Source organism: Streptomyces sp. DSM 106670 (assembly GCF_055792845.1).
Window position 1 is genome coordinate 5,200,837 of record NZ_CM147704.1, and the last position, 21,087, is coordinate 5,221,923.

At 74.3% G+C, this 21,087-nt stretch carries 15 protein-coding genes; 9 read left to right on the forward strand and 6 right to left on the reverse strand.

Translation table 11 applies throughout. The features are described from left to right. Positions 1 to 64: 64 nt before the first annotated feature. A complete protein-coding gene (locus ACSMXR_RS23170; RefSeq protein WP_473169819.1) occupies positions 65 to 1,801 on the reverse strand; it encodes a M23 family metallopeptidase in 1,737 nt (578 codons plus the stop codon). Positions 1,802 to 2,006: 205 nt separating this feature from the next. Next, complete coding sequence (locus ACSMXR_RS23175) at positions 2,007 to 2,906, reverse strand: lipase family alpha/beta hydrolase (protein ID WP_473169820.1); 900 nt, start codon at positions 2,904 to 2,906, stop codon at positions 2,007 to 2,009. Between the two features lie 362 nt (positions 2,907 to 3,268). On the opposite strand from ACSMXR_RS23175, the gene ACSMXR_RS23180 reads away from it, so the two are divergent. Beyond that, positions 3,269 to 3,682 (forward strand): cobalamin B12-binding domain-containing protein, encoded by a 414-nt coding sequence (locus tag ACSMXR_RS23180; protein WP_003966859.1) that lies wholly within the window; start codon positions 3,269 to 3,271, stop codon positions 3,680 to 3,682. Positions 3,683 to 3,922: 240 nt separating this feature from the next. Here ACSMXR_RS23180 and ACSMXR_RS23185 read toward each other — a convergent pair whose 3' ends face one another. Then, on the reverse strand, positions 3,923 to 5,599 hold the full coding sequence (locus ACSMXR_RS23185) for a DUF5691 domain-containing protein (protein ID WP_473169821.1): 1,677 nt from the start codon (positions 5,597 to 5,599) through the stop codon (positions 3,923 to 3,925). Positions 5,600 to 5,721: 122 nt separating this feature from the next. After that, on the reverse strand, positions 5,722 to 7,122 hold the full coding sequence (locus ACSMXR_RS23190) for an SWIM zinc finger family protein (protein ID WP_473169822.1): 1,401 nt from the start codon (positions 7,120 to 7,122) through the stop codon (positions 5,722 to 5,724). 117 nt (positions 7,123 to 7,239) lie between these two features. Here ACSMXR_RS23190 and ACSMXR_RS23195 point away from each other — a divergent pair, with 117 nt between their 5' ends. The 7 genes from ACSMXR_RS23195 to sucD all read left to right on the forward strand — a co-directional run bounded on the left by ACSMXR_RS23195 (position 7,240) and on the right by sucD (position 16,607). After that, positions 7,240 to 8,364: an ATP-binding protein gene (locus ACSMXR_RS23195; RefSeq protein ID WP_103507284.1), complete on the forward strand. Its 1,125-nt coding sequence runs from the start codon at positions 7,240 to 7,242 to the stop codon at positions 8,362 to 8,364. Continuing rightward, positions 8,361 to 10,736, forward strand: a complete 2,376-nt coding sequence (locus ACSMXR_RS23200) for a DUF5682 family protein (RefSeq protein WP_473169823.1) — start codon at positions 8,361 to 8,363, stop codon at positions 10,734 to 10,736. The genes ACSMXR_RS23195 and ACSMXR_RS23200 overlap by 4 nt, the downstream gene beginning before the upstream one ends. After that, complete coding sequence (locus tag ACSMXR_RS23205; RefSeq protein WP_473169824.1) at positions 10,733 to 11,962, forward strand: vWA domain-containing protein; 1,230 nt, start codon at positions 10,733 to 10,735, stop codon at positions 11,960 to 11,962. The genes ACSMXR_RS23200 and ACSMXR_RS23205 overlap by 4 nt, the downstream gene beginning before the upstream one ends. 100 nt (positions 11,963 to 12,062) lie before the next feature. Beyond that, entirely contained in the window at positions 12,063 to 13,121 is a 1,059-nt protein-coding gene (locus ACSMXR_RS23210; protein ID WP_473169825.1) for a hypothetical protein, read from the forward strand. A 105-nt stretch (positions 13,122 to 13,226) separates the two neighbouring features. After that, positions 13,227 to 14,156: a hypothetical protein gene (locus ACSMXR_RS23215; protein WP_473169826.1), complete on the forward strand. Its 930-nt coding sequence runs from the start codon at positions 13,227 to 13,229 to the stop codon at positions 14,154 to 14,156. A 365-nt stretch (positions 14,157 to 14,521) separates the two neighbouring features. Beyond that, entirely contained in the window at positions 14,522 to 15,703 is a 1,182-nt protein-coding gene (sucC, locus tag ACSMXR_RS23220; protein ID WP_030084500.1) for an ADP-forming succinate--CoA ligase subunit beta, read from the forward strand. A gap of 19 nt (positions 15,704 to 15,722) precedes the next feature. Further along, entirely contained in the window at positions 15,723 to 16,607 is an 885-nt protein-coding gene (gene sucD / locus ACSMXR_RS23225) for a succinate--CoA ligase subunit alpha (protein ID WP_030084502.1), read from the forward strand. A 105-nt stretch (positions 16,608 to 16,712) separates the two neighbouring features. Here sucD and ACSMXR_RS23230 read toward each other — a convergent pair whose 3' ends face one another. Continuing rightward, complete coding sequence (locus tag ACSMXR_RS23230) at positions 16,713 to 17,960, reverse strand: helix-turn-helix domain-containing protein (RefSeq protein WP_473169827.1); 1,248 nt, start codon at positions 17,958 to 17,960, stop codon at positions 16,713 to 16,715. Positions 17,961 to 18,086: 126 nt separating this feature from the next. Between ACSMXR_RS23230 and ACSMXR_RS23235 the strand changes: the two genes are divergently transcribed. Then, entirely contained in the window at positions 18,087 to 19,853 is a 1,767-nt protein-coding gene (locus ACSMXR_RS23235; RefSeq protein WP_473172433.1) for a cell division protein PerM, read from the forward strand. On the opposite strand, the gene ACSMXR_RS23240 is transcribed toward ACSMXR_RS23235, so the two are convergent. Then, entirely contained in the window at positions 19,843 to 20,823 is a 981-nt protein-coding gene (locus ACSMXR_RS23240; protein ID WP_473169828.1) for a hypothetical protein, read from the reverse strand. The two genes, ACSMXR_RS23235 and ACSMXR_RS23240, sit on opposite strands and share 11 nt — an antisense overlap. Positions 20,824 to 21,087: the final 264 nt, after the last annotated feature.

Sequence of the window (21,087 nt, forward strand, 5' to 3'; positions counted from 1 at the left end):
GAGACGGACGCGACGGACGTGAAAAAAGGGGCCCTCGGGCCCCTTTTTTCACGTGCTCGTCAGGTCAGGTCGGGTTGACGCCCTTGCTGCGCAGCCACACCAGCGGGTCGATCGCCGCGCCGCCGTCGGGCCGGACCTCGAAGTGCAGGTGCGGACCGGTGGAGTTGCCCGAGTTCCCGGAGTACGCGATGACGTCACCGGCCTTCACCGGACCCGAGCGGATCTTGGTGCTGCTGAGGTGGCAGTACCAGGTCTCGGTGCCGTCGGCCGCCGTCACGATCGCCATGACCCCGTAGGCGCTGTTCAGCTGGGTGCGTACGGTGCCGTCGGTCGCGGCCATCACCGGAGTGCCGTACGAGACGGGGAAGTCGATGCCCGAGTGCACGGACATCCAGTTGACGCCCGCCTGGCCGTAGTAGGCGCTCAGCCCGTGCTGCTTGACCGGCAGGACGAACTTGGGGCGCAGCGCCTCACGGCGTGCGGCCTCCTCCTCGCGCTTCTTCTTCTCCGCCGCCTGCCGCTCCCGCAGGTCGATGCGCTCCTGGGTGCGGCTCGCGCGCTCCCGGAAGTCGTCGCTGCCCTCGGAGAGCTGCGCCAGCTGGCTGTCCAGCTGGTTGTTGGCGGCGACCGGCTTGACCGTGCTGGGGTCGGCGACCGCCAGCGAGGTGGTCGTCTCGTCCTGCTTCTCCTCGCCGCCGGGCATCCCGCTGACCGAGGCCGCGGCGATGCCCGCGACGCTCATCACGCAGGCGGACGGCACCGCGACGGTCAGCAGGGCGGAACGCTTGGCGGGGGTGCGCCGGCGGGCCCGGTTGCGGGGTGCGGGGGCGCGGACGGCGGTGCGGTTCACGGGGTGCGGGGCGGGGAAGTCGTCCCCGGCGTCCTGCTCCCGGTCCGGCGCGACATCCGGCGCGGAGTCCGGTGAGAGGGCGGCGAACGCGGCGGTGGAGGACGGGTCGGCCGCCGGATCCTCGGCCGTTCCGTCCGGCTCACCCGGGGCCTCGGGCGCCGTCGCGTCGGCCGCATGCTGTTCGTGCTGCTGTTCGTACAGCGGGTACGACGTCTGTTCGGGTTCGTACGGGGTGTCCCCGGGCGTGGCGCCGGAGTTCCACGCGGTCGCGTCGTAGGCGCCCGTGTCGTAGGTCCCGCCGTCGTACGTCCCCGTGCCGTAGGCGCCGGTGGTGGCGTACGTGCCGGTGTCGGCGGCGACGGCCGCCGTGCCGTACGCGCCGATCGGATACGCCCCGGTCTCGTAGGCGTCCGCCCCGTAGGCGCCGCCGGTTCCGTACGCGGTGCCGGCCGGATACGCACCGGTGTCGTAGGCGCCCGTGTCGTACGTTCCGGTCTCGTACGCCTCCGTGGCGTACGGGGTCTCCGCGGCGTACGGGGTCTGCGCGCTGTACGCGGCGGTCGCCCACTGGCCGGTCAGGTCCTGGTCGGTGACCTGCTGCCAGGCCCCGGAGGTGTCCCACTGCTGCGGTTCCTGCTGCAGGGGCTGCTGTGGGGCCTGCTGCTGGGCCTGTTCCTGAGCGGCGTAGCCGTCGTAGGCGAAGGTCTGCTGTGCGCCGGTGTTCCAGGCGGAAGCGTCGTACTGGCCGCTGTGGTTCGGCTGTCCGGTCGCGTACGCGGTGTCGTAGCCGACGCCGTAGGTGGTGTCGCCGTATCCGGCGGCGGGGTGCCCCGCGTCGTAGCCGGTGTCGTGGCCGCCCGGAAGGGAGCCGAAGAGCGGGTCGGTGTCGAAGCTGCCGGTCGATCGGTCGTCGTACCCGACGTGCCCGGCGTGGGGGTGCTGGTCGTTCACCAACTTCTCTCTCGCCTCGGCAGCAGGACTGTTCTGGGTCCCGGTCAGGGGTGTCCCAGGGGGAAGCAGTGGCCGCGACTGTACCCGGCGGTATGTGAGGACGACAATCTTCGACAGGTTTTGCGTCCGCAGGAAACGGGCAATCGGCCGTCTTTCGGTGGACGACAGACGCAGCCTTGGCCCTACGTTCGAAAGATGTTCTATTTCAGGCCACGGAAGTCGCACCGGCGGCGGGCGCCGCGTCCTCTCCTGTCACCGGCGCATCCAGAGCCTCACGGATCGCGGCGGCCACCGTCGGGTGCACGGGCAGGGCGAGGTGCCCGATGCCGGTGACGCGTACGTTCACCGCGTCGAGATCGGGGTGGTCGACGCACGCCGTCCGGGTGGGGACCATCACCTGGTCCAGCTCGCTCCAGAAGCTCACGAACCGGGTCCGGCAGCCGGGGGCGGGGGCGCGCAGCTCCTCGATCACGGAGGAACCGGCGCGCATCTGCCGCACGATGGGGTGAACGCCCGCCCCGGGGGCGACGGCGGTGCCTCCGTGCGGCGTTCCGAGCGTCACCAGAGTGCGCACGCGCCGGTCGCCGCCGAGCCGCTGTACGTAATAGCGGGCGATCAGGCCGCCGAGGCTGTGCCCGACGATGTCGACCCGGTGGTGCCCGGTCCGCGCGCAGATCTCCTCCACATGCCGCCCGAGCAGCCCGGCCGCGGTGCGGATGTCGCGGGTCAGCGGGGAGTAGTTGAGGGATTCCAGGTGGCGGTGGTGGCCTTGTTCGTGGCCGTTCCGGATCAGCGCGCGGCGCAGGAGGACGAACACGGAGCGGTTGTCGATGAAGCCGTGCAGCAGGACGACGGGCGGCGGCGTGGCGACGGCCGTGACGGCAAGGTCGGTGGCGCTGCTGATGCCGCTGTCGGGTTCCGTGCCTGCCGGCCGGGTCGGCGGGCGGCGCTCCGGGGTGAGGCCGAAGGGGTAGACGGCCAGGTGCCCGGCGAGGACGACCAGCTCCAGCGCGGCGGCGCCGAGCAGCGCGGACGACAGCCGGGGCGGCCGGGGAAGTCGGGAGAGCAGAGGGAGGAGAGGGAGGGGTAGGGGGAGGAGCTTCACGGCCGACCTCCTGCACTGGCGCACGGGGGAGGCGGCTCCCGTCCCCGTACGCCCTCATGGGGGGCCGGCGCGAGCGGCGCCCGGCCGGTGACGGCCGGGCGACGTGGGGCCGTACCACCGTGCCGTGCGGCTGGCGGCGCGGTGGTACGGCGACCTCGTAGCGGCTCCCTCAGGGGGTGTGTCGTGCCGGTCCCCGCGCGGCCGGAACACCGCCTCGTACGGGGGACGGCGTCTGGCGAACATGTCCCACGTGTGATTTCCCCCTCCCCGCCTGCCGCGAAACTGCGGCTTGCGGGATGCTGTGGATAACGTTCGTTCACATCCCCGGCCCTTCAGGCACGGGAGACCAGGTGGAGGCAGTGATGGGTGTGACCGGTCCGATCCGTGTGGTGGTGGCCAAGCCGGGCCTCGACGGCCACGACCGCGGGGCCAAAGTCATCGCGCGGGCGTTGCGGGACGCCGGTATGGAGGTGATCTACACGGGTCTCCACCAGACGCCCGAGCAGATCGTCGACACGGCGATCCAGGAGGACGCCGACGCCATCGGCCTCTCGATCCTCTCCGGGGCGCACAACACGCTGTTCGCCAAGGTGATCGAGCTGCTGAAGGCCCGGGAGGCGGAGGACATCAAGGTGTTCGGCGGCGGGATCATCCCGGAGGACGACATCGCACCGCTGAAGGAGCTGGGCGTCGCGGAGCTCTTCACGCCGGGCGCGACGACGACCGAGATCGTCACCTGGGTCAACGCCAACGTCCGCCAGGCCGCCCAGGCCTGAACGCCGACCCCGGGGCGGGCCCGCTCGCACACGGGCCCGCGCGGGGCCGCTGCGCCTGCCTGACGCCGGGGCTGCTTCGGGCGGGCCGGAGCAGCGATGCGCGCCGGGCAGGGTGGGCCGGCGCCGCGCGCGTCTGGCCCCGGGGCGGCCGGGGCGGCCGCGGGCCGGTGGGCCGGGGCGACCGCGGGCCCGGGCGGCCGGAGGCCGGTGGGCTGAGGCGGCCCGACGTGCGCGTCCTGGTCAGGCCATCAGCTCCGCCTCCATCGTGGCGCGCAGCCGCAACGTGGAGACCAGGCGCTGGAAGGCCTCCGACCAGTAGCCGCCCGCTCCCGGTGACGCCCCCTCCTGCTCGTCCTGCGCGGCCGTCAGGACCTCCAGCCGGTCGGCCTCCGCCGGATCCAGGCAGCGTTCCGCGAGGCCCATCACTCCGCTGAAGCTCCACGGATAACTCCCGCCGTCCCGCGCGATGTCGAGTGCGTCGACCACCGCACGCCCGAGCGGCCCGGCCCAGGGGACCGTGCACACCCCGAGCAGCTGGAACGCCTCCGACAGGCCGTGCGCGGCGATGAACTCCGCGACCCAGAGGGCCCGTTCGTCCTGGTCCAGGATCGCGAGGAGCTTCGAGCGCTCGGCGATCGAGGCCGTCCCGGGGCTGCTCGCCGGGGGAGCCGAGGGGCGCCCGAGCAAGGCCCTGGCCCAGCGCGGATTCCGCTGCCGCACCGCCGCCCGGCACCAGGCGGCGTGCAGCTCCCCGGCCCAGTCGTCGGCGACCGGCAGGGCCACGACCTCCTCGGCCGGACGCCCGCCGAACCGCTGCTCCCAGACACCGAGCGGGGTGGCCTCCACCAACTGCCCGAGCCACCAGGACCGTTCGCCCCGGCCCGTCGGCGGCACCGCGGCGACGCCGTCACGCTGCATACCCGCGTCGCACTCGTGCGGCGCCTCCACGACGATGGAGACGGCGTCCCCCGTACGGTCGGGGCTGACGCAGGACATCGCGCGGGCCGCCATCCGGCCGGCGAGGGCCGACGCGGGCAGGGCGGACAGCAGTTCGGCGGCGGTGGCGCGCACATTGCGGCTGCGGTCGGACAGGGCCTGCTCCAGGAACGGCTCGTCGTCGGCCCCGAGCCCGGACCGCAGGGAGTCCAGGAACATCAGCCGGTCCTCCGCCCGTTCGGCCTGCCACGTGGTGGCGAGCAGGGCCAGCCCGGCGGCCGGATCCTGTGCCCGTACGGCGTCGAGCAGCGCGACCCGCTCCGCGAACAGCCCCTCCTCCCACAGCCGGCCCACCGCATCCGGGTCCTCGGTGTCGGGCCGGAGCGTGCCGCTCGCGGAGCCCCGCAGGGCGAACTTCCAGTCCGGGTTCAGTGCGGCCAGCCACAGACCGCGCGGCCCGGCGAACGCGAGCGCCTGCGGGCGCAGGTCCGTCCGGGCGCGGGCGGCGTCCAGCAGCGGCGGCAACAGGGCCGCCGGGGCGCGGAAACCCTTCCGGTTGGCGGTGGCCAGCCACTGCGGAATCAGTTCGGTGAGGTCGGGCGCGGTCCCGCGCCGCCCGCCGCCCGAGGGCGCGGCCCGATCGGCCAGCAGACGGGTGAGCCGGTGCCGGGCGGCCTCGGGGAGCGCCGGGCGCGGATCCGGGGCGGCTGGCTCGGGCCGGGCCTCCGGCACGGCGGGCAGCAGCCCGGCCCGCCGCCGCACGGTGTGCAGCGCGACGGCGTCCAGCAGGGCCGTCGGAGCGTCGGCGGCCGGTACGGGGTCGCCGCGCGGCGTCGGCGGCCGGCGGTCGGTCCCCAGGAGCGCCGAGGTGACCAGCTCCTCCCAGGGGAGGGAGTCGACCGATCTGGACGCGGACGGGGACGGGGATGCGGATACGGATGCGGGAGTGGTGCTGGTGCTGGTGCTGGTGGTGCGAGGCATCTCTACCCTCCGGTGGGGGTGGTGGGCGGGCGGAACGGTGGGTGGTGAGCGTCGGATGGTGGGTCTCCGGGCGCGGGTCGCCACGTGCCGGTCGCCGGTCGTACGGTCGTCCGGCCGTCGCCTCAGACCAGTTGGACGACCGAACCGCCCGTGGTGAGCCCGTCCTCCTCCCGCTCGCCCGGGTCCCAGGCCGCGAACGGGTCGAAGCCGCGGTGGCCGATCTCGCCGAACACGGTGACCGGGCCGCCGCCGGACAGGGCGACGAGCTTCCACAGGCCCGGCCGGGACAGCGCGGCCGGGGCGATCGGCAGCGCGGACCCGGCGTGTGCGTCGGCCACCTGCCAGCCGTCCTCGGACGGCACGGGTATGACGTCGCGCAGGGTGACCGGGCAGGCGTCCAGCCAGGGGTCCTCGCGCAGGGCGGTGCCGTAGACGGCCGGGGCGGCCGCTGCGGCGATGCCCGGCGGCGGGCCGGCCGGGGCCGCGGTCCCGAACTGCTCGCCCAGCTCCGCGCGGAGCTGCCCGCCGCCCGGATACGGCGTCAGCTCGGCGTCGATCGTGGCCCCCACGGGCAGCGCCTGTGCCGGGGAACGGCCCGCCGCGCCGAACGACAGCAGCAGAGCGGTGCGGCCCGACTCCCGCCCGTACAGCCAGATCCGCCGGGCGACGATCCTGCCGTCCGGGGTGTCGTACTGCGCGAGGACCAGCCAGTGGTCACGGACCGGGGCGCCCTCGGCGGACATCGGCAGCCCCACTCTCGTCCGCACCGTCGCGGCCAGCGGGTCCGGCAGCCGCTCCCGGCCGAGCCAGGCCGCATCCAGCAGATGGAGCAGGCCGCACTCCTCCAGCAGCCGGACCGGCCAGCCCGGACCGGACCCGGTGATCGCTCCCAGCTCCCGCACCCGGGCCGCGAGACCGGGGGCCTGGGCGTCGACCATGCGGGCCGCGGTCTCCTCCCACAGGCCGTAGCCCGAGCGGTCGGTCGCGGCGAGCCCGCCGCGCAGCAGGTCGGCCAGACGCTGCTCCAGCTCCTGGGCGCCGCCCGTGACCCGCTCGGCGCGGCGCTCCGCCCGCTTCCTGGCGGCGGCGTCGGCGGGCCCCCGCGTGGTGCCGCCGCCCGCCGCCCCGGCCTGCTCCGCCGCCCGTCCGCGCCGGCCCTCGATCCAGGCCGCGGCCCAGTCGGCCGGCTCGCCGGGCCGGCACGCGGCGTCGTCGGACGCCAGGAGCAGCAACAGCCCCAGTGCGTGCTTGCACGGGAACTTCCGGCTCGGGCAACTGCAGGAGCAGGCCGGGCCGGTGGTGTCGACCACCGTCCGGTACGGCGTGCTCCCGCTCCCCTCGCACAGCCCCCACACCGCGCCCGCTCCGTCGCGGCCCGTGCCGGACCACGGGCCGGCCGTACCGAGTCGCGTACCCGCCTTGCGTGATGCTTCGTCAGGAGCCAGCGCCAGCACCTGCTCCACCGACCAGCGCGCCACCGGTCCACCGGTGGGCGAGGGTTCTCCCCCGTGAGATAGCAGCATGTCCCCGACGGTAGGCGGCACCACTGACAATCCCCTCCGACCTGCGGTCAGGGCCTGTTGTCAGTGGCATGGTGCACGGTGGAACCAGATCAGGTCGACCGATCTGGAGGGGGATCCATGACCGTGCCCGAAACCACCGCGGCCATCGAGCCGGAGGCGGGCGCCGAGGCGCTCCGCCCGCACGCCGAGGACGCGTTCGCCGACGAGCTGAAGGCACTGGCGGCCGCCGACGACCGCCCGAGGCCCGCCCGTTGGCGGCTGTCGCCCTGGGCCGTCGCCACCTATCTGCAGGGCGGCACCCTCCCGGACGGGACGGTGATCACGCCCAAGTACGTGGGCCCGCGCCGCCTGGTCGAGGTGGCCGTGACCACGCTCGCCACCGACCGGGCACTGCTCCTGCTCGGCGTTCCCGGTACGGCCAAGACCTGGGTGTCCGAGCACCTCGCCGCCGCCGTCAGCGGTGACTCGACGCTGCTCGTGCAGGGCACCGCCGGGACGCCCGAGGAGGCCGTGCGCTACGGGTGGAACTACGCCCAGCTGCTCGCCCACGGCCCCAGCCGCGAGGCCCTGGTGCCCAGTCCGCTGATGCGCGCGATGTCCGAGGGCATGACCGCCAGGGTCGAGGAGCTGACCCGTATCCCCGCCGATGTGCAGGATTCGCTCATCACGATCCTGTCCGAGAAGACGCTCCCCGTGCCCGAGCTGGGCCAGGAGGTCCAGGCCGTCCGCGGGTTCAACCTCATCGCCACGGCCAACGACCGGGACCGCGGAGTCAACGAGCTGTCCAGCGCGCTGCGCCGCCGGTTCAACACCGTCGTGCTGCCGCTGCCCGCCACCCCGGAGGCCGAGGTCGACATCGTCTCCCGGCGTGTCGACCAGATCGGCCGCTCGCTCGACCTGCCGGCCGCGCCGGAGGGCCTGGCCGAGATCCGGCGCGTGGTCACGGTCTTTCGCGAACTGCGCGACGGGGTGACCACCGACGGGCGCACCAAGCTCAAGTCGCCCTCCGGCACGCTCTCCACCGCGGAGGCGATCTCCGTCGTCACCAACGGCCTCGCCCTCGCCGCCCACTTCGGCGACGGCATTCTGCGCCCGGGCGATGTGGCGGCCGGCATTCTCGGCGCGGTCGTCCGGGACCCTGCGGCGGACCGGGTGGTCTGGCAGGAGTATCTGGAGACCGTGGTCCGCGAACGGGACGGCTGGAAGGACTTCTACCGCGCCTGCCGCGAGGTATCCGCATGACGAGCCCCGCCACGACCGGGGCGGCGGTTCCGGGTTCCCGCGCGGCCGTCGGGCCCTGGCTCCTCGGGGTGCGGCATCACGGTCCCGGGTCCGCCCGCGCGGTCCTCGCCGCGCTCGCGGCGGCCCGCCCGGCGGCCGTCCTCATCGAGGGCCCGCCCGAGGGCGACGCGCTGCTCCCGCTCGCCGCCGACCCGCAGATGCGTCCTCCCGTCGCGCTGCTCGCACACGCCGTGGACGATCCGGGACGTGCCTCCTTCTGGCCGATGGCCGCGTTCTCGCCGGAGTGGGTGGCCATCCGCTGGGCCCTCGACCACGACGTCCCGGTCCGCTTCATCGACCTGCCCGCCGCCCACTCCCTCGCTCTGGAGGAACCCGCGCCGGGGGAGCGGGCGGCGGACGAGGTCACACCGGTCGTCGACCCGATCCGGGTGCTCGCCGAGACTGCCGGATACGACGACCCCGAGCGCTGGTGGGAGGACGCCGTCGAGCACCGCTCACCGGGCGGGGGAGCACCCGCCGGAGCAACGCCCGCCGACGGAACGCCCGGTGACGCGCTCGCGCCGTTCGTCGCGCTGGCGGAGGCCATGAGCGCTCTCCGCGAGGCGTACGGCGACGGCGGGCAGCCCCGGGACGCGGTGCGCGAGGCGTACATGCGGATCCAGTTGCGTACCGCGCGCAAGGAGTTCGGTGACGGCGTCGCCGTCGTCTGCGGCGCCTGGCACGTGCCCGCACTCGCCGCGCGGACCACCCTCGCCGCCGACCGCGCCCTGCTCAAGGGACTCCCGAAGGTCAGGACCGACCTGACCTGGGTGCCGTGGACCCACCGCCGGCTGGCCCGGCACAGCGGATACGGCGCCGGGATCGACTCGCCCGGCTGGTACGGGCACCTCTTCGACGCGGCCGACCGGCCCATCGAGCGCTGGATGACCAAGGTCGCCGGACTGCTGCGCGCGGAGGACCGGTTCGTCTCCACCGCCCATGTCATCGAGGCCGTCCGGCTCGCCGAGACCCTCGCCGCCCTGCGGGGCCGCCCGCTGGCGGGGCTCGGCGAGACGACCGACGCGGTGCGGGCCGTCATGTGCGAGGGGTCCGACGTCCCGCTCGCCCTCGTCCGGGACCGGCTGATCGTCGGCGAGACCCTCGGAGAGGTGCCGGATGCCGCCCCGGCCGTCCCGCTGCAACGGGACCTGACCCGCAGCCAGCGCACCCTGCGGCTCAAGCCGGAGGCGTCGGAACGCGAGCTGGACCTCGATCTGCGCAAGGAGACCGACGCCGCCCGCAGCCGCCTCCTGCACCGGCTGCGTCTCCTCGGCATCGGCTGGGGCGACCCGGTCGCGGGGCGGGGCAGCACCGGCACCTTCCGGGAGAGCTGGCGGCTGAGCTGGGAGCCGGAACTGCACGTCCGGGTCGCGGAGGCGGGCGTATGGGGCACCACGGTGCTCACCGCCGCCACCGCGAAGGCCGAGTCGGGGGCCGCGGCGGCGACCGCGCTGGCCGACGTCACCGCACTCGCCGAACACTGCCTCCTGGCCGGACTGCCCGACGCGCTGCCCGTCGTGATGAAGGCCCTCGCCGACCGGGCCGCCCTCGACGCGGACGTCGGCCACCTCGCGGACGCGCTGCCCGCCCTGGCCCGCTCCCTGCGGTACGGGGACGTGCGCGCCACGGACACGGCGGCGCTCGCCGAGGTCGCCGCCGGACTCGCCGAGCGGATCTGCGTCGGCCTGCCGCCCGCCTGCACCGGCCTCGACGCCGACGGGGCCGAGGCGCTGCGCCGTCAGATGGAGGCCGTGCACGGCGCGATCGGGCTGCTCCTCGCCGGACCGGCCCCCGCCGAAGGGCTGCGGGAGCGCTGGGACGCCGTCCTGCACAAGCTGGCGGCCCGGGACGCGGTCGCCGGGATCATCCGGGGCCGGGCCACCCGGCTCCTCCTGGACGAAGGACGCCTCGCGGAGGACGAGGCGGCCCGGCTGATGGGCCTGGCGCTCTCGCCCGGCACCCCGCCCGCCGACGCCGCCGCCTGGATCGAGGGGTTCGTCGGCGGTGCCTCGGGCGGCGGCATGCTGCTGGTCCACGACAAGCGGCTGCTCGGCCTCGTCGACGCCTGGCTGACCGGCGTCCCCGCCGAGATGTTCACCGATGTGCTGCCGCTGCTGCGCCGCACGTTCTCCGCGTACGAACCGGGCGTACGGCGCACCCTGGGCGAGCTGGTCCGGCGCGGGCCCGCCCCCGAAGGCGCCCGCCGGGCCGACACCGACCGGGTGCGGGCGGGCTTCGGATCCGGTCTCGACCAGTCCAGGGCCGACGCGGTGGAGCCGGTGCTGCGCCTGCTGCTCGGCCGCACACCCGAGCCCACGGAGGCGGCCGTATGACGACGACCGGGAGGACGGACCCGATGGCGGAGACGACACAGCCGCCCGACGCCGAACGGCTGCGGCGCTGGCGGATGGTGCTCGGCGCGGACAGCGCCGACAGCACCGGACACGCCCTCACCGGCCAGGACGCCGCGATGGACGGGGCGTTGAACGCGCTGTACGGAGGCGGCGCGGGGAAGAAGCCCGGTGGCCGGGGCACCGGTGGCCGTACGGCGGGGCTCGGCGCGTCCGCGCCCTCCGTGGCCCGCTGGCTCGGCGACATCCGGACCTACTTCCCCAGCTCCGTGGTCCAGGTCATGCAGCGCGACGCGATCGACCGGCTCGGCCTGGCGGCCCTGCTCCTGGAGCCGGAGATGCTGGAGGCGGTCGAGGCGGACGTCCACCTCGTCGGCACCCTGCTCTCGCTCAACAAGGCGATGCCCGAGACGACGAAGGAGACCGCACGCGCCGTCGTCCGCAAGGTCGTCGAGGACCTGGAGAAGCGTCTGGATAGCCGCACCAGGGCCACCCTCACCGGCGCCCTGGACCGCTCGGCGCGGATCAGCCGGCCGCGCCACCGCGACATCGACTGGAACCGCACCATCCGTGCCAACCTCGCCAATTACCTGCCCGTGCCGGGAAGTACGGAGGGCAGGGGCACGATCGTTCCCGAGCGACTCATCGGCTACGGGCGCGCCTCCCGGTCCGCGAAGAAGGACATCGTCCTGTGCGTCGACCAGTCGGGCTCGATGGCCGCGTCGGTCGTCCATGCCTCCGTCTTCGGCGCGGTGCTCGCCTCCATGCGCACCCTGTCGACCCGCCTCGTCGTCTTCGACACGGCGGTCGTCGACCTCACGGACCAGCTCGACGACCCGGTCGACGTCCTCTTCGGCATCCAGCTCGGCGGCGGCACCGACATCAACCGGGCGCTCGCCTACTGCCAGTCGAGGATCACCCGCCCCGCGGACACCGTCGTCGTCCTCATCAGCGACCTCTACGAGGGCGGCATACGCGACGAGATGCTCAAACGGGTCGCCGCGATGAAGGACTCCGGTGTGCAGTTCGTGACGCTGCTCGCCCTCTCCGACGAGGGCGCACCCGCCTACGACCGCGAGCACGCGGCGGCGCTCGGGGCGCTGGGCGTACCGGCGTTCGCCTGTACGCCGGACCTCTTCCCGGACGTCATGGCGGCGGCGATCGAGAAGAGGCCACTGCCCATACCGGACAAGGAGACCCAACAGTAACCAGGGACTTGCGTGACCCCCACGGGCTCGTGCAAGCATCGACCCGTCGGTCGCGGAGGGCCGCATTCCGCCGTCCGCGTACCAGGGAGGAGCCACCGAGGTGACCACGACCACCGCTGCCCGCGCAGCCGTCGACCCGCGCCCGGCGCGGGGTACGGCGGGGCGTCGCGCGGTGCGGGTGGGGCTGTTGGTGGTGTTCCTCGGTGGACTGCTGGCCCTGGGGATCCTCGCGGGCGGACGCGCGGAGGCGCAGGAACGTCCGGACCCGGGCCCGCTCACGTCCTCCGTCGCCGACGCCGTGCCGGACGCCGGGCCGGACGCTGTGCCGGATGTCGTGCCGGAGGGTGCGGCCTCTGAGACCGCCGCCCGTAAGGCAGTCGAGCCGGCGATCGAACCGACCGCCGAGCCGGCCGCCGAGCCGGTCCTCGAACCGGCCACCGAGCCGGTGGTCGAGCCCGCCGTCGACCCGGTGGCCACAGCGGCCGATCGGGCCGCGGAGCAGACAGCGCAACAGACCGCGCAACAACGGGCGGCAGCACAGCAGGGACAGCAGGCCGTACGGGAGTCCACCGCCACCGTGCCCGCCCGGGTCCGCGACGCCGCGGCCGTGGGCGCGGGAGATGCGGGCGACGCCGTGGAGCGGGTCGCCGGGGAGGTGCGGCCGCTGGTGCCGGACCTGCCGGGGCTTCCCCCGCTCTTCTCCGTGCTGCCCGTGCCCGGCGGTGGACCGGACACACCCGGCGCTCCGTCACCTTCCGCGCCGGGCACCGGCCGTGACGCCGAGGGCGGCACCACGGAGCCGGGCGACGCCGCGGCGGACACCTCCGACGGGTCCGCCGAACACGAGGCCGGCCGGGGCATCCCGGCACCGTTCTCCGCCCCGGCGACCCCGGCCGCTCCGGACGGGTCCGGTACGCCGGGCGCCGGGCACGTACGGAGCCCCGCGCCCACGCCGGCGCAGGACCGGGCGCCGTTCGACCCCTGCGGCGACCTCGCGCGTACGGCGACGGCCGATGTCCAGGGGCCGCGCGGCGGCGACCTGCACGCGGTCCCGGCCCCGGGCGGTCCGCACGCCGCGCTCGTCCGGGGCGCCGGTCTCCCGGCGACCGCCGCCCCGATACCCGACAGATCCGGCGAGATCCTCGAATTCCCCGGCTAGGGCAGGCCGTTCCCCGCCTCGACCTGCCGCGCGGGGGCGGAACAGGTCTGCCCGCGTCCGGACTTCTCCGGACTGCCGAACACCTTCGAAGGATCTGACACACCCATGCACAAGAACATGCGCCGATCCATAGCCATCGCCGCCACCGCCACCGGAATGTGGGCGCTCGGCACCGCCGCGGCGAGCGCGGACGAGCTGCCCGTGTCCGTACCGCTCTCCACCCCGGACCTGGCGGCCGAGACCCCCGACGCGACGGAGATCGTCGAGGACGTCAAGGACACGGCGGCCGTCAAGGACGTCACCGACTCCAAGGTCCTCAAGGGCGCGAAGGCCGTCACCGACGCCAAGGACGCCGAGGCCCTCAAGGACGTCAGGGGCATCGACGCCGCCGACGGAGTCAAGGACACGCTGACGGAGGCCGGGAGCGAGGCCGCCGGTGCGACCGACGTACGGGACCGCCTTCCGTCCCAGGTGCGCGCGCCGCAGACGCCGGAGGTCCCGGACCTCGGTGACGTACAGCAAGTGCCCGAGAACGTGCGCGTCCCCCAGGTCCCCGCAGCGCCGGCCGACGAGATCGACTACCTCTTCGGGCCGATCGAGCAGATCCCCGGCTACGCGCAGAACCAGGCTCCGGCCGCCGTCCAGAGCGCGCTGACCGAGGCCGGGCCCGTGGTCGGGCAGACGTCCGACTCCGTCCTGCCGCCGCTCGCCGCCGGTGCGGTCGATGCCGCGCTGCCGGTCGTCGGACAGGCGGTCGGCGACGTCGGCACGCTCGCCCGGGGTGTCCTCGGTGAGGTCGGGCCGTTCGCCCAGGGGGTCGTCGGCGATGCCGCCGTGCCCTTCGCGCAGGGCGTCACGACCCAGGTCCAGCCGCTGGCCGAGGGCGTCGGGCGGCAGGTCCGGCCGTTCGCGGGCGGGGTGGCGGACACGGTCCGCGAGGACGCCCGCCCCGCCGTCGGCCACGCGGCCACCGGCGCCCAGGGCGTCACCTCGGTCACCCCGGCCTTCGTGACGGACGCGCTGCCCGCGCAGTAAGGACAGCGCGGGAGGCGGTGTCAGCGGGAACACGATGCACCGCACCGGAGTACGCGGCCCAGGGGGACCCGGGCCGGGTGCTCCGGCTCCTGCCCCGTCTCCGTACAGCCTCTTCGAGGGCCCCCTCCGGCTCCCGGCTCACCCCGGCCGGGAGCCGGAGGGGCCACCCTCTGTGACCGTTATCACCGCTCAGGTGTGATCTGCGATTTAGGGTCACACGGGGCTCGGGGATAACCTGCCGGATGGACATGCCGCGTACTCGGACACCGTGTACGCCTCCCTAGTGACAGCGCAGTCACGTTGCCCTTCGCGGCACGCCCACGCAGAAGAACGAACCGCGATACCACTAAAAGGGACGGACGCGCGTGGACCTGTTCGAGTACCAGGCGAGGGACCTCTTCGCCAAGCACGGTGTACCGGTGCTGGCCGGTGAAGTCATCGACACGCCTGAGGCAGCCCGCGAGGCGACCGAGAAGCTGGGCGGCAAGTCTGTCGTCAAGGCGCAGGTGAAGGTCGGCGGCCGCGGCAAGGCCGGCGGTGTCAAGCTGGCCGCCGACGCCGACGAGGCGGTCGCCCGGGCGACCGACATTCTCGGTATGGACATCAAGGGCCACACGGTCCACAAGGTGATGATCGCCGAGCTGTCCCCGGAGATCGAGGCGGAGTACTACGTCTCGTACCTCCTCGACCGCACCAACCGCACCTTCCTGGCCATGGCCTCGGTGCAGGGCGGCATGGACATCGAGGAGGTCGCGGAGAAGACCCCCGAGGCCCTCGCGAAGGTCCCGGTCGACTCCAACTCCGGCGTCGACATCGTCAAGGCCCGCGAGATCGTGGCCCAGGCGAAGTTCCCGGCCGACGTGGCCGAGGGTGTCGCCGAGGCCCTGGTCACCCTGTGGAAGACCTTCGTCGCCGAGGACGCGCTCCTCGTCGAGGTCAACCCGCTGGTGAAGACCAAGGACGGCCGCATCCTGGCGCTGGACGGCAAGGTCTCGCTCGACGAGAACGCCGACTTCCGCCAGCCGGAGCACGAGGCCCTCGAGGACAAGGCCGCAGCCAACCCGCTCGAGGCTGCCGCCAAGGCCAAGAACCTCAACTACGTCAAGCTGGACGGCGAGGTCGGCATCATCGGCAACGGCGCCGGCCTGGTCATGTCGACCCTGGACGTCGTCGCGTACGCCGGTGAGAACCACGGCAACGTGAAGCCCGCCAACTTCCTCGACATCGGTGGCGGCGCCTCCGCCGAGGTCATGGCGAACGGCCTGGAGATCATCCTCGGCGACCCGGACGTCAAGTCCGTCTTCGTCAACGTCTTCGGTGGCATCACCGCGTGCGACGAGGTCGCCAACGGCATCGTGCAGGCGCTCGCGCTGCTCGAGTCCAAGGGCGAGAAGGTCGAGAAGCCGCTGGTCGTGCGTCTCGACGGCAACAACGCGGAGCTCGGTCGCAAGATCCTCTCCGACGCCAACCACCCGCTCGTGCAGCGCGTGGACACCATGGACGGCGCGGCCGACAAGGCCGCCGAGCTCGCCGCGGCTGCGAAGTAAGGACGAGGGACTCCACACCATGGCTATCTTCCTCACCAAGGACAGCAAGGTCATCGTCCAGGGGATGACCGGCGCCACGGGCATGAAGCACACCAAGCTCATGCTGGCCGACGGCACCAACATCGTCGGTGGCGTGAACCCGCGCAAGGCGGGCACGTCCGTCGACTTCGACGGCACCGAGGTACCGGTCTTCGGCTCCGTCGCCGAGGCGATCGAGAAGACGGGCGCCAACGTCTCCGTCCTCTTCGTGCCGCCGGCGTTCTCCAAGGCCGCCGTCGTCGAGGCGATCGACGCCGAGATCCCGCTCGCGGTCGTCATCACCGAGGGCATCGCCGTTCACGACTCCGCCGCGTTCTGGGCGTACGCGAACGAGAAGGGCAACAAGACCCGGATCATCGGCCCGAACTGCCCCGGTCTCATCACCCCGGGCCAGTCCAACGCCGGCATCATCCCGGGCGACATCACCAAGCCCGGCCGCATCGGTCTCGTGTCCAAGTCCGGCACGCTGACCTACCAGATGATGTACGAGCTCCGTGACATCGGCTTCTCCTCCGCCGTCGGCATCGGTGGCGACCCGGTCATCGGTACGACGCACATCGACGCCCTCGCGGCGTTCGAGGCGGACCCCGACACCGACCTCATCGTGATGATCGGCGAGATCGGCGGCGACGCCGAGGAGCGTGCCGCCGACTTCATCGCGAAGAACGTCACCAAGCCGGTCGTCGGCTACGTCGCGGGCTTCACCGCCCCGGAGGGCAAGACCATGGGCCACGCCGGCGCCATCGTCTCCGGCTCCTCGGGCACCGCCCAGGCGAAGAAGGAGGCCCTGGAGGCCGCCGGCGTCAAGGTCGGCAAGACGCCGACCGAGACCGCCAAGCTGGCGCGCGAGATCCTCGGCGCCTGACGCAGGCCGCGCAGACGCGCGTACGCGTACGAACGGCGCGGGCCCGCACCCCCTTCTCACTCAGGGGTGCGGGCCCGCGCCGTTTCCGGCATCTGTGCGCCGGTATCACCGCGCTTGCGGAACCAGCCGCTCCGGGCCGTGCGCCAGCTGCTCGCTCAGCGACTTCTGCAGCTTCAGATCCTGCGCGGTGAGCTTCTGCGGACCACCGCGCGGCGGTACGCCCCCGACCCGTTCGGCGGGGGAGATCGGCTGCTCGTAGTGGGTGGGCGCGGTGTGCAGGGTCAGCCCGGTCACCGCGATGAGCAGGGCGACGCCCGCGATGGCGGCCCGGGTCCACAGCCTGGCCTTGTTCTCGCTGCCGGTGCGCACGGCACGGGCGGGCTGCGGTACGGGTACGTGCTCGGCGCGTGCGAGGCCGCCGAGCCGGTCGTGCAGCAGGGCCGACTGTTCGGCGGGCGATGCGGCGGCCGTCAGTTCGGGAAGCCGCTCGGCGACGGCGGCGCGGGCGGTCATCAGCCGGCCCGCCGCGGCCGGGGTGCTGGCCTCCGTCTCGGCCGCCGTCTCCGGCAGATCCAGGCCGACCCCGTCGTACAGGAGCAGGGTGCGCCGGTAGGCCGGGGGCAGGTCGAGCAGCGCGTCGAACAGCGCGCGCTTGCCCGGCTCCGTGGGCGGGGCGTCGGGGTGCCGGTGCGTGCGGCGCAGCCGGTGCCAGGGAGACATGGCGTACTCGTACGCCGCCGCGCGCACCCAGCCGGCCGGGTCGCGGTCGACGGCGACCTCGGGCCAGCGCTGCCAGGCCAGTTCGAAGGCGCGCTCGACGGACTCGCGGGCCAGGGCGCGGCGGCCGGTCAGCAGATAGGTCTGCCGGACCAGGCCGGGGGCGGTGCGGGTGTACAGCTCGTCGAACGCCTCGGCGGGCGAGAGAGGCCGCTCGCCGGGCGCTCCCGCCTCGGCCCCGGCCTCGGCGTCCGCCGCTTCGTCCGGGGGCTGGGCCGGGGCCTCCGGGGCGGCTTCAACGATGGCCGCCGGAGCCGCCGGAGCCGCCGGAGCCGCCGAAGTGGCCGAAGTGGCCGAGGCCGGGGCGGTCGGAGCCGGGGCGGTCGTGGGTGCCGGGGGCGCTGCCGGTACCGGGGGCGCTTCCGGTTCGGGCGCGATCAGCTTCGCGTACAGCGCGCGCTTGCGTCCGCGCGGGCTCGTGCGCCCCGTCTCCCAGGAGCGCACGGTGGCGCGCGTGACACCGACCGCCGCCGCCACCTGATCCTCGCTCAGCGATTTCGCCTCGCGCAGTCTGCGGCGCTCCTTGGGGGAGGGCAGCGGCGGCGCGGCGGCCTCGTCGGTCGTGCTCCGGGTCATGGACGACCCCCGGCAGCGCCGCACTGGGTGAAAAAGTACATAAACGTATATTGAGCGACACGGCGGCTCTTCGCGCGTTACGCGGGATAAGCGCGTGTCGTTGGGAGCATGGGCCGCGTGACCCAAATGACGCAACGCAGCCCGAAGGTGACGGCCGAGCGGAACCGCACCCTCGACCTGGCCTCCGCCCTGGTGCGGGGCGCCGTCGCCGCCGGGCTCGGCCTCGGGTCGCTGACGGTGCTGGTCATGGTGGTGTGGATCAGCTCCCCGTACCCGGACAGCGGACCGGGCGGGGCGCTGCGCGCGGCCGCCGGGGTGTGGCTGCTGGCCCACGGCGCCGGACTCGTACGGCCCGACACCCTGAGCGGCGTTCCCGCCCCCGTCGGCATGGTGCCGCTGCTGCTCGTGCTGGGCCCGGTCTGGCTGACGCACCGTGCGGCGCGCGATGCGGCGGAGCAGGAGGAGGGGCGGCCCAAGCCTTCGCAGGCGGGCGCGTTCTGCGCGGTGACCGCCGGTTATCTGCTGGTCGTGGCGGGTGCGGCGGCCTACGCCCGGGGCGGTTCGCTGCGCGCGGACCCGGACACGCTGGTGTTCCCGGTGGCGCTGGTGGTGGCCGGTGCGGCGGCGGCCGGGGTGTGGACGGCGGCCGGGCGGCCGTTCGGTCCGCTGCCGTCCTGGTCGCCCCTGGCGCTTCAGGAGGCGTTCGCGCGGACGCTCTTCCGCAACCGGGCCGGGACGGCGTGCCGTTCGGCCGCGGTGGGCGTGACGGTGCTGCTCGGCGGCGGTGCGCTGCTGGTCGCGGTGGCGCTCGGCCGGAACGCGGCGGTGGCCCAGAACGACTTCCTGGCGCTCGCGGGCGACTGGTCGGGCCGGTTCGCCGTGCTGCTGCTGGCCGCCGCACTCGTGCCGAACGCCGCGCTGTGGGGCGCCGCGTACGGGCTCGGGCCCGGCTTCTCGCTCGGTACGGAAGCCACCGCCACCCCGCTGGGCCTCGACGGCACCCCGGCCGTGCCCCACTTCCCGCTGCTGGCGGCCGTACCGGACCAGGGTCCCGGCACCCTGCTGACCGGGGCGGCCGTGGCGGTGCCGGTGGCGGCCGCGCTGGCGGTCGCCTGGTTCACCGTACGCAGGGCGGCCCCGGCCGACGCGCCGCGCGCGCGGGCGTGGAGCCCGCGCGAGACGGTGCTGGTCACCCTGCTCGCCGCGCTGGGCTGCGGCCTGGCGACGGCGCTGCTCACGGCGGTGGCCGGCGGGCCGCTGGGCACCGGGGGGCTGAGCGCGTTCGGCCCGGTGTGGTGGCTGACCGGTCCGGCGGCGCTGGCGTGGACCGCGGTCGTCGGCGTACCGGCGGCCCTGCTGCTGCGGCTGTGGCGGCTGCGCACCCCGGGCTGGGCCTGGCGCAGGGACGTGGACACGGAGGGCGGGGACCCGGACGTGGACGGGGACGTGGCGGAGGTGGAGGAGCCCGCGGAGGCGGCGGACCAGGAGGAGGCCGTGGGGCGTCCGCGCCGCTGGTGGGCGCCGTGGCGTGGGCGGGGCGGCGCGGCGGACGAGGAGGCGGACGAGGCCGCCGACGCGCGGCCGGGCCGTTCCGCGGACCCGGCCGCCGCGACGGATGCCGCTCCAGGCGCTGTTCCGGCCCCCGGCCCGGCACCCGGATCGGCCTCCGGCGCGCTGCCGGGCGGGGCGGCGGGCCGGGAGGACACGGGGTTCGAGCCGTACGACTTCCTGCCGACCGACCCCTGGCACGGGAAAGACCTCAGGGAGGCCCGGTGGGCCTCCCTGAAGCGGGGCTCCGGCGGCCTGATGGCCGACTTCCCCGCCGATCCCGCCGCCGACCGCCGCACGGACCGCCCCACGGCGGAGCCCGACGGCCCGGGCGCTACTCCTTGACGCCGAAGAGCGGTTCCAGCGGCTTCGGCAGCTGGTCGTTGCAGGCCAGCGCGGCCGTCTTGGTCAGGGCGTCGTTCACGCAGGTGTAGTAGTCGCGGTAGACGAGCTGCACGGTGTACGTCGTGGCGACGATGAGCAGCGCCAGCAGGGCGGCCACCAGGCCGCCGACGGCCGCCGTGGTCTGCTGCCTGCTGCTGATGCCCTGTGCGGTGGCCAGGGGCGAGGCGGGCGAGGGCCCGGTGGGCGCGGTCCCGGAGCCGCCGCCCACCGTGGCGCCAGTGCCAGTGCCAGTGCCCGTGCCTGCGCCCGTCCCGGAGCCGGAACCGGTCCCGTTCCCGGTCCCGGAGGCTTCCCCGGCCGTCCCCGTACGGTCCGTCGCGGAGGTGTTCTTCAGCGGGGTGCGGAGCGCGCTGATCGCCCAGTACGTCGAGAGCGCGCCCAGCAGCAGTGCGATCTCGGTGAAGTCGAACAGGGCGAAGAAGAGGGCCCAGATACCGCCGAGCACCGCGTAGCGGGCGCGCCGCTGTGCGGGGTCGGTGGGGTCCCAGCGCATTCCGCCCGGACCGCCGCGTTCGGCTCCGCCCCGGCCGGGTCCGCCGGAGCCGTTCCCGCCGGGGCGGCCGCCGAAGCCGCCGTCGCCCCGGCCGGGCTGCTTGTTGCTCCACTGGCTGCCCCAGGCCGGGCGGTCGCCGGAGGAGCCGTCGCCGTTCCCGTCGGAGCCGCCGTTCCCGTTCGAGCCGTCGGATCCGTTCGACGCCGAGGGGCGGCGCGGCTGCCACGGCTGGTCCGGGCGGTCCGCGGGCGGCGCGGCGAACGGGTTGTCCTCCTGCGGCTTCCCGGCGGAACCGGTGGCCGAGGAAGAGTCCGGGGCGGAGGAGTCCGGCGAAGAGGACTGGCGTTCCCGCATCAGCAGAGGGGACCGCTCGGGCAGGGGGAGGCGGAAGGCGGTGCGACGGCGTCGGTCCGGCATGTGGTGAACGTCTTCCCCATCTCGTCATGTCCGCCCGAAGGACGGTTCGTCCGCCCGGTGGACGGCTCGCTGTCCCCTGACGCTACCTCCCGGTCACGCCCCCGTCCCGTGGGGGCTGTCGGGTGTGCCGGTATCGTTGCTGACGGTCGGCCCGTTCGTAGGGTTCCCCGTATCGGGCGAAGCGATACTTTCGTACGACCCTACAAAGAGCGCATCGAGCATGCCGCACCCGCGTCACCCGTGCGGCCATCACGTGAGAAAGGG